7 protein-coding genes, 1 rRNA gene and 1 riboswitch are annotated in these 15503 nt (G+C 66.4%); of the genes, 4 read left to right on the plus strand and 4 right to left on the minus strand.

Features of this window, described 5'->3' with window-relative positions; all coding sequences use genetic code 11:
- The first annotated feature begins 262 nt into the window (after positions 1-262).
- From rrf to AB0N75_RS02865, 3 genes are all read left to right on the plus strand, one after another.
- Positions 263-379: ribosomal RNA gene (gene rrf, locus AB0N75_RS02855) — 5S ribosomal RNA — on the plus strand.
- A gap of 110 nt (positions 380-489) precedes the next feature.
- Complete coding sequence (locus AB0N75_RS02860; RefSeq protein ID WP_364644838.1) at positions 490-1881, plus strand: aminotransferase class V-fold PLP-dependent enzyme; 1392 nt, start codon at positions 490-492, stop codon at positions 1879-1881.
- Positions 1882-2060: 179 nt separating this feature from the next.
- Positions 2061-2867 carry a carbon-nitrogen hydrolase family protein gene (locus tag AB0N75_RS02865; protein ID WP_364644841.1) on the plus strand — a complete coding sequence of 269 codons (807 nt, stop codon included), beginning with the start codon at positions 2061-2063 and terminating at the stop codon, positions 2865-2867.
- A 109-nt stretch (positions 2868-2976) separates the two neighbouring features.
- Here the strand turns inward: AB0N75_RS02865 and AB0N75_RS02870 are convergent, their stop codons facing one another.
- The 3 genes from AB0N75_RS02870 to AB0N75_RS02880 form a co-directional block, all read right to left on the minus strand.
- On the minus strand, positions 2977-9147 hold the full coding sequence (locus AB0N75_RS02870; protein ID WP_364644844.1) for an Ig-like domain-containing protein: 6171 nt from the start codon (positions 9145-9147) through the stop codon (positions 2977-2979).
- 186 nt (positions 9148-9333) lie between these two features.
- On the minus strand, positions 9334-9831 hold the full coding sequence (locus AB0N75_RS02875) for a CoA-binding protein (protein WP_364644847.1): 498 nt from the start codon (positions 9829-9831) through the stop codon (positions 9334-9336).
- On the minus strand, positions 9828-11303 hold the full coding sequence (locus AB0N75_RS02880) for an O-acetylhomoserine aminocarboxypropyltransferase/cysteine synthase family protein (RefSeq protein ID WP_364644850.1): 1476 nt from the start codon (positions 11301-11303) through the stop codon (positions 9828-9830). The genes AB0N75_RS02875 and AB0N75_RS02880 overlap by 4 nt, the downstream gene beginning before the upstream one ends.
- A gap of 99 nt (positions 11304-11402) precedes the next feature.
- Positions 11403-11495, minus strand: a riboswitch (SAM riboswitch).
- A gap of 312 nt (positions 11496-11807) precedes the next feature.
- On the opposite strand from AB0N75_RS02880, the gene malQ reads away from it, so the two are divergent.
- The gene (gene malQ / locus AB0N75_RS02885; RefSeq protein ID WP_364644853.1) at positions 11808-13988 is read left to right on the plus strand and encodes a 4-alpha-glucanotransferase; all 2181 of its coding nucleotides are present in this window, start codon (positions 11808-11810) and stop codon (positions 13986-13988) included.
- A gap of 237 nt (positions 13989-14225) precedes the next feature.
- Here malQ and AB0N75_RS02890 read toward each other — a convergent pair whose 3' ends face one another.
- The gene (locus AB0N75_RS02890) at positions 14226-15215 is read right to left on the minus strand and encodes a helix-turn-helix domain-containing protein (RefSeq protein ID WP_364644856.1); all 990 of its coding nucleotides are present in this window, start codon (positions 15213-15215) and stop codon (positions 14226-14228) included.
- Positions 15216-15503 lie beyond the last annotated feature (288 nt).

Consider the following 15503-nt stretch of genomic DNA (forward strand, 5'->3'; position numbering starts at 1 on the left):
CCACTGGGTTGATAGGCCGGATGTGGAAGCGAGGACGAAAGACTCGTGGAGCTGACCGGTACTAATAGTCCGACAACTTACACCACACCACCCCCTGGGGTGGGTGATCAAATGCATGCTACGCGTCCGCTATGTGGTTCCCAGACAACAACCGTTGTCAGCCCGGGAACAACACAATTGAATACAGTTCCAAGCAACAAGCTTGTAACCACAGATTTGCCGCCACACAACCCCCAAAGGTTTCAAGGCGTGCACGAAGGGTTACGGCGGTCATAGCGTGGGGGAAACGCCCGGTCCCATTCCGAACCCGGAAGCTAAGGCCCACAGCGCCGATGGTACTGCACTCGGGAGGGTGTGGGAGAGTAGGTCACCGCCGGACATTCTTTACAAGGGAAGGCCCCGCCAACGACGGCGGGGCCTTCCCTTCGTTAACCCCCAAACCACCCCAGCCACTGTCGCAGGCGTGGCCCGCGGCGTAGCATGCACGTCATGGGGGACGAGGAACTGCTCCGCCGCACCGCCGAACTTGCCGCGGACTATCTGCGGTCGCTGCCGGAACGCCCGGTCAAAACGGGAATGGACGTTTCCGAGTTGCGCCATGAGTTGATGGGTGAACTGCCCCAGCGGGGCGAGGACCCGTGGAAAGTCATTGAGCACCTGGCCGACGTCGGCGGGAGGGCTGCCGTGGCGATGGCTGGGCCGCGGTATTTCGGCTTCGTCATTGGTGGTGCTCAGCCCGCGGCTCTTGCTGCCGACTGGCTAACGTCCACGTGGGACCAGAATGCCGGACTGTATGTGGCCGGTCCGGCCGCCTCGGTGGTGGAAGAGGCAGTGGGCCAGTGGCTGCTGGACCTGTTCGGTCTGCCGCCGGACTGCGGCTTCGGGCTGGTCACCGGCTGCCAGATGGCCCACTTCACCTGCTTGGCTGCCGCGCGGACGGCGGTCCTGGAACGTGCCGGCTGGGACGTGGTCAGCGACGGACTCTTCGGCGCACCGGAGATCGCCGTCGTTGTGGGAGAAGAAGCCCACAGCACCGTATTGTCGGCCCTGCAGTACCTGGGCCTGGGACGCCGCCGCATTCACTTGGTGGATACGGATGAGCAAGGCCGGATTACTTTGGATTCACTCGACGCAGTGCTGGAACGGATCCCCGAGGGTTTGCCGCTGATCGTTAACCTGCAGGCCGGCAACGTAAACTCCGGTTCATTCGACCCTCTCCGGGCGGCGGTGGAACGCGTCCGACGGCGGGACGGCGCGTGGGTGCATGTGGACGGCGCCTTCGGGCTGTGGGCCGCCGCCAGCCAGGAGTTCCGGCACCTGCTGGACGGCGTGGAACTGGCGGATTCCTGGGCGACCGACGCGCACAAATGGCTCAATGTTCCCTATGACTCCGGGATCGCCATTGTCCGCGACTCCGATGTGCACCAGCGCACCATGTCCCCGCCGCACGCGGCCTACCTGGAGTACGGGCAGGAACGGGACGAGGTGGCCTGGGTGCCGGAGTTCTCCAGGCGCGCCCGTGGATTCCCTGCTTATGCCGCGCTGCGGACCCTTGGTCGCGATGGGGTGGCGGACCTGGTGGGGCGCTGCTGCTCGCTGGCCGCGCGGATGGCCGGACAACTGGCTGCCGTGGACGGCGTGCAAATCCTCAACGAGGTGGTGCTCAACCAAGTCCTGGTCCGGTTCATGCCGGAGGGCGGCTCCGACCCGGACGAGTTCACCCGCGAGGTAGTGCACCGGGTGCAGGAGGACGGGACGCTCTGGCTCTCCGGCACTACCTGGCATGGTCAGGCAGCGATGCGGATCAGCGTCTGCAACTGGTCCACCACCGAAGCGGACGCGGACCGGAGCGTGGAGGCCATCCTGCGCTGCGCTCGGTAACGCCGGCGGCGAAGCCCCGCCGTGACGCCGTCGCAACGGCGGGTATCCGCAAGGTTGCCGCCGCGCACGACCCGGCGCACCGTCGTCGTCCCCTGAACGCAACGTTCCCACGTGCGCCGGTGGAGTTGACCTTAGGTAGGCTGGAAGGAAACACGCCGCCAGCAAGACGGGAGCGCATCATGAAGATCAGCGTCGGACAGCTCAACCCCAGCGGGGACATGTCGGAGAACCTTGCGACGGTGCGCTCGCTTGCGGAAGAGGCCAAGGCCGACGGTGCGGAACTGATCGTGCTGCCGGAAGAGTCGATGTTCACGGTGCGGCATGTGCAAGGCGATCTGGCCGCTGCCGTGGACGCCAACTGGACCACGTTTGTGCAGCAGTTGTCCTTTATTGCCTCCGAGATCGGCATCGCGATTATCGCCGGCGGCTATGAATCCAGCGGCGAGGAGCGGCCGTACAACACGCTGGTGATCGTGGACTCCAACGGCCGGATTGTGGACACTTACCGCAAGCTGCACCTGTACGACGCCTTCTCCTACCAGGAGTCGAAGCGGATCAAGCCCGGCGACGGCGGCCTGAAGATCGTGCAGCTGGGGGAGCTGAACATCGGCGTGCTCACCTGCTACGACCTGCGCTTCCCCGAGCTGGCACGGGCGCTGGCCTCGCAAGGGGCGGACCTGCTGTGCGTGCCGGCCGCTTGGTTTAAGGGCGATCACAAGATCGAGCACTGGGAAACGCTGCTGCGCGCCCGTGCCATCGAGAACACCTGCTGGGTAGCTGCGGCCGGGACCTCGAGCACCAATACCGTGGGGCACTCGGCCATCCTGGATCCGATGGGCATCCCGGTGGCCTACCTGGACGACGAGCCGCGCGGCGTGGTCACCGTCGACGTGACCCGGCGCCGGATTGACGAAGTACGCGAATTTCTGCCCGTGCTCAAGAACCGCCGGCTCGCCAGCACAGTGGAGATCGTCCCGGCGCACTGACGCCGAGGGACGCACAACGCCAGTCTTGCGAAGGTAGCGGTTCCCGGCACGAAAAAGTCCAGGCCCCGGATTTCTCCGAGGCCTGGACTCTTTTGGTAGAGGCGGCTATTTACCGTCCGGTCCGGAACGACCAGTTGGTTGCTGACAGCCGGTTGCCGGAGGCATCCTTGATGCTGCTGCTCAGCCGAACCTTATAGGTGGCGTTTGCCTTCAACTTGCTTGACGGGTTCAGGGTCGCCGTCTTGGTGCGCGAGTTGTAGCTGACCTTGGCCGAAACCGTCTTGCCCTTGTTGTCCACCAGCTTGAAGCTGGAGCCGCTGACTCCGGAGACTGCTTCGCTGAACTTCACGTGGACGTTGCGGCTCCGGTTGATCGACTTGGCTCCGGATGCGTGCGTCCGCTTGGACACCGTGGGCCGGCTTTCCGTCTTGAAGCTCCAGCTGGAGGCCGCCAGGCGGTTGCCGTTGACGTCCGTGATGCCGTTGCTGAGGCTCACCGTGAAGCGGGTGCTGCTCGGCAGGATCGCCTTCGGGTCCACCGTGGCCGTGCGCTTCGCAGCGTCGTACTTGACGGTGGCCGCTACCTTCTTGCCCGCGGAGGTCTTCAGCGTCACTGTGCTGGCGCTGACGCCCTTGACCGGTTCGCTGAACTTCACCGTCAGGTTCCGGTTGGTGGCCACATTGGTGCCGTTCACCGCCGGGGTCCGCCCGGCGATGGCCGGAGCGGCTTCGGTGGTGAAGTTCCAGGTGGTGGCCGTGATCGGGTTACCCGTCAGGTCCGTGATGCCGTTGGTCAGCCGCACGGTGTAGGTGCGGTTGGCCAGCAGGGCATTCGGGTCGAGGGTGACCGTCCGGGTTGCGGCGTTGTAGCTCAGTGCCGCGGTCACTGCCGTGCCGGCCGAGTTGGTGACCCGGAAGGTGGTGGCGTTGACTCCGGTGATCGGTTCGCTGAAGGTAGCGGTGATGTTGCTGTTGGTGGCCACGTTGGTGGCGTTCACCGCCGGGGTCCGTCCGGTGATGGACGGGCCGGATTCGGTGGTGAAGTTCCAGGTGGTGGCCGTGATCGGGTTACCCGTCAGGTCCGTGATGCCGTTGGTCAACTGCACTGTGTAGGTGCGGTTGGTCAACAGGTTGGCAGCGGGGTTGAGGGTGACCGTCCGGGTTGCGGCGTTGTAGCTCAGTGCCGCGGTCACTGCCGTGCCGGCCGAGTTGGTGACCCGGAAGGTGTTGGCGTTGACTCCGGTGATCGGTTCGCTGAAGGTAGCGGTGATGTTGCCGTTGGCAGCCACGTTGGTGGCGTTCACCGCCGGGGTCCGTCCGGTGATGGACGGGCCGGATTCGGTGGTGAAGTTCCAGCTGGTGGCCGTGATCGGGTTACCCGTCAGGTCCGTGATGCCGTTGGTCAACTGCACCGTGTAGGTGCGGTTGGTCAACAGGTTGGCAGCGGGGTTGAGGGTGACCGTCCGGGTTGCGGCGTTGTAGCTCAGTGCCGCGGTCACTGCCGTGCCGGCCGAGTTGGTGACCCGGAAGGTGTTGGCGTTGACTCCGGTGATCGGTTCGCTGAAGGTAGCGGTGATGTTGCCGTTGGCGGCCACATTCGTGGCATTCACCGCCGGGGTCCGTCCGGTGATGGACGGGCCGCCTTCGGTAGTGAAGTTCCAAGTGGTGGCCGGAAGGGCGTTACCCTGCAGGTCCCGGATGCCGCTGGTCAACTCCACGGTGTAAACCGTGTTAGCCTGCAGATTTGCCTCCGGGTTGAGGGTGACGGTCCGGGTTGCGGCGTTGTAGCTCAGTCCTGCGGCCACTGCCGTGCCCGCCGAGTTGGTGACACGGAAGGTGTTGGCGTTGACTCCGGTGATCGCTTCGCTGAAGGTAGCCGTGACGTTCCCATTGGTGGCCACGTCGGTCGCGTCCTCCGCCGGGGTCCGTCCGGTCACTGACGGAGCGGGCCCGGTAGTGGTGAACGTCCAGCTGGTAGCAGCCAGGGGGTTGCCCCCCGTGTCCCGGATTCCGCTGGTGAGCCGAACGGTGTAGACCGTGTCGATCGCCAGGTCAGCCGTCGGGTTGAGCGTCGCCGTTCGGGTGGCCTCATCGTAGGTTACGGTGGCGGCAACAGGCTCCGGTGCCCCGGCTGCCGTCAAGGTAGCCGTTGTCCCGTCGACCGCCCGGACGACCTCGCTGAAGGTCGCCGTGATGTCGGTCCCCACTGCCACATTCGTTGCCTCGGCAGCTGGAGTGCGGCCGGTCACCGTGGGTGCCTGGGTATCGCGCAAGGCCGCCACGTCAACGGTCTGGTCCGTGAACCGGAGCCGCTCCACGTTGGTGATGGTGTCAGTGCCGTCGTCCCCGGTGCCGCCGGTGTGCGCGACGGTGGTGACTCCGTTGACCGTAGTGATGTCGTATTCATCGCGTGCGCCCGAGAAGTTGGCGGTGTCGATGTCAGTCGGAGCCGCGCTGTTCAGGATTTCCCGCACGATGACAACGTTGCCCGGGTCAATCTTGCCGGCCATGATGTCGGCCTGAATGTCCTTCAGGGTGGTGACGGTTTTCAGTTCCGTGCCCTGGTCGTCGCGGACGCTCAGCCGGACGTTTAGCCACTTGTCGCCGTCGATGATGTCATCCGCACCGTTGCCCCAGATCTGGTCGCTGCCAGAACCGCCGATGATGATGTTGCCAGCACCGAAGTCGGTGGCGCCAGCGGGCAGCAGGTCGGCCAGGCCGGTGATGCGCTTGATACCCTCGGCATCGAGCGCATTGCTGAGGCCGGCTACGCCGACCTCGTTGTCGGGGTCTGACGGAGCGACGTCATCACCGCGCAGGACATCGTCCTTGTCCCAGCCGGAGAGGGCCTCTACCAGCAGGAACCGGTCCTTCAGGGCGTTGGGGCCCTCCACGATGATCATCCGCATGTCGGAATCGCCCGCTTCGACGGACCGGGCGTGGGTCACCCAGTCGAAGCCGTAGACACCGTGATTGCGTTCGATACCGGGGCCGGCGACCATGATGTCGTCCCCGCCCTCGGCGTCGTAGTCGTCCTCGCCGCTGTCGCCGATGAGGACGTCGTGGCCGGGGTTGTTGATGTCGTCGAAGAACGGTGCGCCGCTGTCTCCCTGGAGCAGGTCGTTGGCGTTACCGCCTTCCTGCCAGTCATCGCCGCCGCCGCCGAACACGGTGTCCGGGCCGTCGCCGGCCATCACCAGGTCATTGCCCTCGCCGGCGAAGTGCTCGTTGCCGTTGAGACCGCCGTTGGAGAAGTCGTCGCCTTCGCCGGACATGATGATGTCCAGTCCGGGACCGGCGTCGATCGCGTCGTTGCCGGGGCCACCCTTGAGCACGTCGTCTCCGTGAGTGTCGGTGATCCGGTCGTTGCCGGAACCGCCCAAGATGGTGTCCGCACCGTCGTTGCCTTCGATGATGTCATCGCCGCCGTTGCCCCAGACGGTGTCATTGTCGATGCCGGCCCAGATGCGGTCCGTTCCGTCGGCGCCGTCGGCGTCGTCCTTGCCGTTGTAGGTCGCCTGGGCGTTCAGACCCGCGCGGTCCACGCTGTTGGAGACGCGGTAGCGGACGGTGCCGTCGGCCATGCGCATCAGCAGCGCCGATTCGTCACAAACGGAGGCAGGATCATCGGCGACGTTATTGCCCGTAGTCGCCACGATGTTGCTCATCTCGAACTCGCAGTCGGCGACACCGAAGACATCGGCCTTGAGCGCTGCGGCGTCGGTGTTGCGCATCACCAGTTCGGCCATAGAGTTGCCTTCAAGCTGGGTCCGCAGGTTCAGGCCCGAGGTGCGGGACAGGTAGTAAAGCCGGTCGCCGTCCTGCAGATCAGTCATCTGGCGTTCGAAGATGTAGTTGAAGGTGGAGCCGAGCAGCCCGCCGAAGAGGTTCTGCGCCTCGGCAAGGCCGCCTACCCATAGATCAACCTTGTCGAGGCCGGTCTTGGAAGCGGCGCCCTCGTTCGCCCATTCGCCATTGCTGTTGACGAAGTCGTAGGCATCGGTCGGTGTTTCCGCCGCGGGGTCGGGGCTCATGTCGAAGAGCTTCTGTGCGGCAGCGCGCTTGGCCTCAATGGTCGTGGCCCCGGTGATGCTGGGGTGCGTGCCGTAAGCGGCCATGAAGTTGACCACCGAATCTGGATGCTTCAGCGCCTGCCCGAAGTCAACCCAGCTGCTGTAGGGCTTCAGCGACGACTCGCTCGTCTGCTCATAGAGCTGCTTGCGGAAGTTGTTCAGCGATGGAACGCCGGTGTCCCGGCCGCGGGCGATGTTGAGCGAGGCGAGGTCGAGGGGCAGGCCCAGGACGTTGTTGCGCAGCGTATCGGTGACGAACTCGTCTAGTTCGGCGCCCACCTGGTCCGTCATGCCCATGGCGATTGCGCCGGCGGCCTGGTCGGGGGTCAACGTGGCATCGCCGTTGGCGTAGTAGGCCGGCGGGTTCAGGAACGCGTCCAGCAGCGGAAGGCCGATATCGGCACCGCTGTTGGTCTTCCGGTCCACCGTGTCCGTCAACATCGAGTGACCGAAGCGGTAGGTCGCATGGGCGAACTCCGCGTGGATCGCCGGGTTGATACCCGTGTCGGACTGGGTGAAGACGTTGAACGGATTGATGCCCGGTTGGATCTTCCGCGCGAAGTCCTCGAAGACGATGTGCTGGTACTCCATCTCCGTGACGAACCGTGCGGCCTGGAACAGACGCTCCCCGTTCCATTCGCCGTTGGGGAGCTTCCACTCGTTCAGATCCAGATTCAAGGACGTCAGCAGGTCTTCCATGTAGGTGACCAATCGGTTGTGCTCCGAGTGGAAGACCTGATGGACGGCGGTGAGGCCGATGTTCTCGTTGACGCGGCCGTCGCCGGCAACGAAGTGCGCGTCGAGCATTTCGTCGTCGTAGGTGCCCGCGGCCTGCGGACCGGTAACTGGCGTGAGGTCGCTATCTCCGTCAGCTGCCAGCGCCCTGCCGCGGGAGTCGAACGGTGCGGCGAAGTGCGAGATGTCGTCCAGGAACGCGATCCCGATCCGCTGGACATTCGCCGGCGGGGCGACGGGGTTCTCCAGGTTCCCTTCCACGAACTGGTTGTCCTGGGTGATGTACTGCGGCAGGCCGCTGGGGCCCCGCAGGAAGCGCCCGTACTGGTCGGTGGCCAGCATCGGGATGTTCACGACGTCAGCATCGGAGAGCTCCAGGCCGAGCATGGACGCGGCCTGGGCCTTGATGTCCGCCCAGGTGGCCATGCCGCCGGGGGCTCCTTCGATCAGTTCGCCGGTAGAGACCGGGTCGCCGCTTTCGTTGAGCTCATAGTCCCGGAGGAAGACCTGATGCGACGGGTTTGAGGAGTAGGTCTGGCTCTGGTCGACCCACGGGGAGTCAGTATTGGTGCCGTCCTGGATATCGTCCGGCGTGCCGAGCACGCCGTCAGGCCCGGGCTGGTTCTCCGCCCGGTTGAGGACCATGAAATTCGGCCCGCCCTCGACATACAGCGGATCATCCGTTGCCAGGGGCATCATGACCAAGTTATTGGTCTTCTTGGTGAAGTCCACGCCGTGGTCGAAGAACTGGCCGAACAGGGCAAAGAAGCCGTTGTATGGCGGTGAGAGTCCAAAGTCGGTGGTGACATTCGGGATGTCGAGGGTCTCTCCTTCCGGCACGCAGTCCACCGGCAGGCCATCGGCGTCGCAAGGAACCGCCGTCGGGCCGTCGTTCACCGTCCGGTGCGCCTTGCCGGCCGCGGCGATCGCGGCAGGATTGCTGGCGGTCTGGTCCACAATGACATTGCTGATGAAGCGGGGGTCGGCATCAGTCACGGTGGTGTTGACTGACTTGTATGACTGCCCCCCGGCCGTGGTACGCCATTCCGGCTCAGCCAGCCGCGGGAACGGCAGGCTGGCGGATCCGTAGTGCCCCTGCTCAGCCACCAGGTTGTTATCGGTCCCGTCCACCGTTCGCAGCCCGAACGGCAACAGGGGATTGGCTATCTGGTTGGGGCCGGAGCCGAGGAGCGGCTGGCCCGCAACCGGCTTACCCTCGGCGTCTTCCTTGGTTGCGTGGTTCTCCGCAATCTTGATCTGCTTGAGGATGAACCTCATATCCCCGGCATTAAGAGTCAGGCCCTGACCGACCGGCGCTGCCAGCGCGGCGGGAGCGAGGGCTGTGGGCAGCACACCCGCGCCCAGCACCAGCGCGGCCAGCCCGGCGGTCACCTTTTGGGGAACGGATGGCTTCCCCCTTTGGGCACGTTCGGTGCCCCTCCTGTGTTTTGGATGGGCGGATTTCTTGAACATGATGACTCCCCTAGTCGAGTGATGTGTGGCTGGCCACAGCATCTGACGAGGACCTTGGGGAAATCCTTGGAAGCTCCTACCTCAACGTCCGGGGCAAGCAAAAGCCCGCCCCTGCCCCGGCCCTCCAAGGGAGGGCCGGGGACTAGGAACGGGCTATTGTTGCCGTGAAACCTTGGGCAAGCCGCTCTACGCGGTCAACTGCCGCTTGGAGGAGATTACGCCGGTGTCGAATCCGGCCAGGTGCAGGCCGCCGTGGAAGCGGGCGTGCTCGATCTTTACGCAGCGGTCCATCACCACGTTCAGGCCGGCGGCCTCGGCCTTGGCCGCGACCTCCTCGTGCCAGGAGCCCAGTTGCAGCCAGATGGTCTTGGCGCCGACGGCCAGCGTCTCCTCCAGCACGGTGGGCAGGTCGTCGTGCTTGCGGAACACGTCCACCAGGTCCGGGACCTCGGGCAGGTCCGCCAGCGACTTGTAGACCGGCTGGCCCAGAATCTCCTTGGCCACCGGATTCACGAAGTAGACCTTGTACGGCGAGCTGGACAGCAGGTACGTGGACACGAAGTAGCTGGCCCGGCTGGGCTTGTCCGAGGCGCCGACTATCGCAATCGACTTGGTGTTCCGCAGGATGTTCAGCCGTTCCGGGGCGGACGGTCCCACCCACGCGCGTTCTGCTGTGGCGGTCACTTGGCGGCTCCTTCTTCGGCTTCAATCAGTTCTTCCACGGACTCGACTACGCGCGTTCCGGGCTCTGTCCGGGCGGCACGCGCCGCCTGGATCGTGCAGGACTCGCCTGCATAGCTGGGTGAGGCGAACTCGGAGGTGTCGAACGCGTCGTCCTCATGGTCGCGGCTGGGGCCGTGCTCGGCACCTGCCTGCTGCGATGCCGTCAGCGCTTGGTCCAGGTCCCAGAGGATGTCGTCCACGTCTTCCAGCCCCACGGAGATGCGGATCAGGTCCTCGGGCACGCCGGCGGCCACGAGCTGGTCGGCGGTGAGCTGCTGGTGCGTGGTCGATCCCGGGTGCAGCACCAGGGTGCGGGCGTCGCCGATGTTGGCCAGGTGGCTGGCCAGCTGCAGCGATTCGATGAACTTCTGGCCGGCCACGCGGCCGCCCTTGACGCCGAAGCTGAACACCGAGCCCACGCCCTTGGGCAGGTACTTCCGGCCGCGCTCATAGTGCGGGTGCGCGGGCAGGCCGGCGTAGCTGACCCAGGAGACCCGCTCGTCGGCTTCCAGCCATTCGGCCACCTTGCGGGCGTTGGCCAGATGCTCGTCCATCCGCTGCGCCAGCGTTTCCACGCCCTGCAGCAGCTGGAACGCGGACTGCGCGGACAGCGACGGGCCGATGTCGCGCAGCTGCTCGGAACGGAGCTTGGTCAGGAAGCCGTACTCGCCGAAGTTGCCCCACCAGGACACATTGCCGTAGCTGGCCACCGGTTCAGTCATCTGCGGGAACTTGCCGTTGCCCCAGTTGAAACGCCCGGACTCGACCACAACGCCGCCCAGCGTGGTGCCGTGTCCGCCGAGGAACTTGGTGGCGGAGTGGATCACAATGTCCGCGCCGTGCTCGATGGGCCGGATCAGGTAGGGAGTGCTCAAGGTGGCGTCCACCACCAGGGGGAGGCCGGCGTCGTGCGCCACCGAGGCCAGACCCGCGAGGTCGGCAATGTCGCCGGACGGGTTCGCCACGATCTCGGTGTAGACCGCCTTGGTGTTCTCGCGGATGGCAGCGGCGAAGTCGGCCGGGTCGGTGGAGTCAATGAACGTGGTCTCCACGCCGAACCGGCGCAGCGTGACGTCCAGCTGGGTGATGGTACCGCCGTAGAGCTTGGACGAGGCCACAATGTGGTCGCCCGCGCCGGCCAGTGCCGCGAAGGTGATGAACTCAGCGGCCATGCCCGAGGACGTGGCCACCGCGCCGATGCCGCCTTCCAGCGAGGCGATGCGCTCCTCGAACGCGGCCACGGTGGGGTTGCCGATGCGGGAGTAGATGTTGCCGTACTTCTGCAGCGCGAAGAGGTTCGCGGCGTCGTCGGTGTCCTTGAACACGAACGACGTGCTCTGGTAGATCGGCACGGCCCGGGCGCCATGCTCGGCGTCGGGCGTGCCGCCGGCGTGCAGGGCACGGGTGCGGAAACCGAATGTGCGTTCAGCCATCAGGCAGCTCCTTCAAAACTTAGGTTCCCGAGGCAATGACGGTCCTAGCGGCGCGCCCGGATGCGGGGGCGCCATCCGGATCAAAGATTGCTTGCGCTCTCTCCATCGCTTCTGGCGGTAGCACCTTTCCGGTTGGCCGGATGGTTGCTGCGGTGTCAAAGAGCCAGATCTCTCAACCGCTCGGGATGGTCCCGTCCATTCTCGCAACTTCCGCCGTAGCCGCCAAAATTGTTGAGCCGCGTTGCGTCTTGCCTTGAATTTCCAGTACGACGGCGGTGCTCGGCTTGGCTGCCGCGCGTCCGGTGGTCGACCAAGCGAGCGTCTGGTCGTGCCGCGCCTCCGGTGGTCGACCAAGCGAGCGCCGGGTCGTGCCCCGCGTCCGGTGGTCGACCAAGCGAGCGCCGGGTCGTGCCCCGCGTCCGGTGGTCGACCAAGCGAGCGCCGGCGAGCGTGTGGAGACCCGCCGGGGTGCACGCATCCAATGCCACCCGTAGATTAGGTTCCATGGCTGAGCTTACGGCGCTGCAGCGCCTCGCACGGGAACACGGCGTCGGCACGACCTTCCGGGGTTGGGACGGAGCTGAGCAGGCGGTCGCGCCGGCAACGCTGGTCGCTGTCCTCACCGCGCTGGGTGTTCCCTGCAATACCGACGACGACGTGACCGTCTCCCTCCGTGCCGCGGAACTGGCGCCGTTGCAGCGCAACCTGCCGCCCGCCGTCGTCGTCCGCCAAGGAGACGCCACCGAGGTGCCGGTCAATGTTAGTGCCGGCGCGAGCCCCCGGGTGCAGATCGTGTTGGAGGACGGGTCCCGGCGCGACGTTGACGTGGTGCCCGGCGGGCCGCACGAGGCGGCGGGGGTTCCGCGGGATCGTCTGGCCGCGGTGGTGCCGGCCGACCTCCCGCTGGGCTGGCACACGCTTGAGCTGACGGAAGCCGGAACCGGCAGGGCACCAACCGAGGAGTCCGGAGCTGGCAATGCAGCAATCGACCAAGCCCCAATCGGCCAGCGCCCACCCGGCCAGCCCCCGGCGACGCCCGACAGCCAGGCACGGTGCGCGCTGGTCGTCACCCCGCAACGGCTGACCACCGCCGACCGGCTTCACCGTACCTGGGGCCTGATGGCGCAGCTGTACTCCGTGCGCTCGCGGTCGTCTTGGGGTATCGGCGATCTTGACGACCTGGCCGTGCTGGCCGAAACGGCTGCCGCGAAGGGTGCAGGGTTCGTCCTGATCAATCCGCTGCACGCGGCGCAGCCCAAGCCGCCGGTGGAGCCCTCGCCCTACCTGCCCGCGACGCGCCGTTTCGTCAATCCGATCTACCTGCGGGTCGAGGATGTGCCCGAGGCCCGGGACATTCCGCTGGAAAATACCTTCCACGACGCGAATCTGGACGCCGGCATTCTGGACCGCAATCCCGTTTATGCGGCCAAACTCCGGGCACTGGAAGCAGTTTTCGCGGTGCCCCGGCCCGCGGAACGGCAACAGCAGTTCGACGCCTTCCGCGTTCAGGAAGGCGAGGGGCTGGAGCGCTTTGCCCTGTGGTGCGCGCTCGCCGAATCCCTTCCGCCCGGTGCTCCCGAGTGGTCCGACCCGGAGTTCATCGAATCTCAGCGCAGTGCGCTTAAGGACCGCATCGAGTTCCACCAGTGGCTGCAATGGCTGTGTGACGAGCAGCTTGAGGCCGCGCAGCGCCGGGCCCTCGATGCCGGAATGAACCTCGGGATAGTGCATGACCTCGCGGTCGGCGTCCATCCAGCCGGTGCCGATGCTTGGGCGTTGCAGGATGTGCTGGCCGCGGGCATCTCGGTGGGCGCGCCGCCGGACATGTTCAATCAGCAGGGCCAGAACTGGTCCCAGCCGCCGTGGCATCCCGAACGCCTCGCCGAGTCCGGCTATGCCGCCTACCGGGACATGCTGCGGACCATCCTGCGCCACGCCGGCGGCATCCGAGTCGACCACATCCTGGGGTTGTTCCGGTTGTGGTGGATCCCCGTCGGCGGCCCGCCCGGCGAAGGCGCCTATGTGTACTACGACCATGAGGCCCTGATCGGCATCCTCGCCCTCGAGGCCGAACGGGCCGGCGTGGTGGTGATCGGCGAGGACCTCGGGGTCTTCGAGCCCGGCGTTCAGGACTACCTGGCCGAGCGCGGCATCCTGGGCACTTCCATCCTGTGGTTCGAGTACGACGGCGCCACGCCCCGGCCGCCGGAGAGTTACCGCCGCTCCTGCCTCACCAGCGTCACCACCCACGACCTGCCGCCCACCGCCGGCTACCTTGCCGGCGAGCACGTGAACCTGCGCGAATCGCTGGGCCTGCTGAACCGGCCGGTGGAGGAGGAGCGCACCTTGGACCGGGCAGCCCAGGAGTCGGTGCTGTCCCTGGTGCGCTCGCGGGTTCCGGTTGCTTCACAGCACGACGACGACGGCGGCGCCGCCACCTCCGGCGAGCAGCGCACCATCGACGCGCTGCACGCGTTCATCGCGCAGACCCCGTCGGTGCTGCTGGGGGTCGCCCTGACCGACGTGGTGGGGGAGCGGCGGACCCAGAACCAGCCGGGCACCGCGGACGAATACCCCAACTGGCGGATCCCGCTGGCCGGCCCGGACGGGGAAGCCATCCTGCTCGATGATCTGGCCGCCAACGAACGGTTCGACTCGCTGGTCCGCGCGCTGCGGGAACGGTAGTCGGTCCAAACGGGTGCGCCGGCTGGGTCTTACAACCGGGCCAGCAGAGCCTCGCCGGTCTCAGCCGGCCACGAACGGCGACGCCGCTGAACGTGACCGGTGTCCACGTTCAGCAGGAACTGTCCATGTCTTAGAGCGGCGTCCGGCGCTGACTAGGACAAGCGCAAAACCTACCCGCAAAACGTGGACAGCCCGGGGTCGTCGCTGGAGGAGACGCCAACCCCGCGGCGCGCATCGTCATAACCGGGTAAGCAACGCCTCGCCGGTTTCGGCCCGCCGGTAGAACACCTCACGGCCGGAACGCATGGTGGCCGCCAAACCGCTCTCGGACATCACCTTCAGATGCTCGTTGACCGTCCCGGCGGCGAGGTCCAAGCAGCGGGCGAGCTGCGTCGTCGTCATCGGTACATCGAGTTGCGCGAGGATCTGCGCCCGGGTCTTGCCGAGCAGCCGCGCCACCGGGCTGTGCGTCGCCTCGCGGCTGGCTTCCCAGAGCCGGCCGACGCCGCGCGGTGCGTAGGTCAGGGTGGGCACGAACGGCCGGACGTTGAGCACCAAGGTGTTGGGCCAGACGAACGCATTCGGCACCAGCAGCAGGCCGCCGCCGGGCTCGGGCACGTCGTCGGCCTCGCAGCCGCGCATAATCTCCAGCCCGGTGGGCGTGGGGCGGACGCTGGGGTGCAGGCTCTTGAAGACCTCAAGGATGCCGTCGCGCGACAGTTGGGCCAGGCGGCTGTCGATGTCCGCCAGCAGCAGGGAGCGCAGCCGCGGCCACACGGGTTCGATGGCGGTGCGCCAGTACCACTCGAGGGCGGCGGTGATGCCCGGGATGCCGGCGTCGATGTCCTCCGCGAGCCGTTGCAGCTCCTCGCGCGCGTAGTCGGCCGGGTTCTGACTGAGCAGGTGGGTGACGTCGCGCTGCCACACCTCCGGGGGCACATCGGCGACGGCGGCGAGGCCCTCGGCGAACGTGCCCTGGTACTTCGGCGTGGGCGTGATGGAGTCAGCCAGGAAGCCCTTCGGTGGAACCAGCGCGGTGAGCAGGCGCAAATGGTCCCGGGCCTGCGGATCGGCCGACTCGGCGATGCGCCGCTTGGTGGCCTCGATCCATGGCCGGTGGATGGGCGTTCCCACCTGCAGGGCGCGCAGGCTGGCGACCGTTTCGCCCAGCGGCGCCGCCTCGAACCGGACCTTGGTCAGGTCCTCGGCGCTGAGGGTGATGTGCATGGGAACAGCGTAAGGTCGCCGGGTGCTCCGGTCGAGGATTCGGGGAGGGCCGAATCCTGGGCACGGCCGGAGCGTGGAGCCCGGAGCCCGGATCCATTCCCGATTCGGGTCCTGCCGAATCGTGGCCCTTGCCTGAACATGCGCGGAGCCTGAAGCCATGACTACTTCAACGCAGACCCGCCATCACGTCGACGTCGCTGACCGGGCACACGGCTCCAGTCCGTCCTTAGCCGTCCCATCTATCCATCCGTCCGCGACAAGCGTTCGGTCGACCTTGCCAGTGCCTGC

The sequence above is a fragment of the Arthrobacter sp. NPDC089319 genome, assembly GCF_040684925.1.
In the GTDB taxonomy this organism is placed as follows: domain Bacteria; phylum Actinomycetota; class Actinomycetes; order Actinomycetales; family Micrococcaceae; genus Crystallibacter.

Bases quoted from the DNA above. Each gene is read 5' to 3' on its own strand.
- malQ (WP_364644853.1), top strand. From the start codon at position 11,808: ATGGCTGAGCTTACGGCGCTGCAGCGCCTCGCACGGGAACACGGCGTC.
- AB0N75_RS02880 (WP_364644850.1), bottom strand. From the start codon at position 11,303: ATGGCTGAACGCACATTCGGTTTCCGCACCCGTGCCCTGCACGCCGGC.
- AB0N75_RS02890 (WP_364644856.1), bottom strand. From the start codon at position 15,215: ATGCACATCACCCTCAGCGCCGAGGACCTGACCAAGGTCCGGTTCGAG.
- AB0N75_RS02865 (WP_364644841.1), top strand. From the start codon at position 2,061: ATGAAGATCAGCGTCGGACAGCTCAACCCCAGCGGGGACATGTCGGAG.
- AB0N75_RS02870 (WP_364644844.1), bottom strand. From the start codon at position 9,147: ATGTTCAAGAAATCCGCCCATCCAAAACACAGGAGGGGCACCGAACGT.
- AB0N75_RS02860 (WP_364644838.1), top strand. From the start codon at position 490: ATGGGGGACGAGGAACTGCTCCGCCGCACCGCCGAACTTGCCGCGGAC.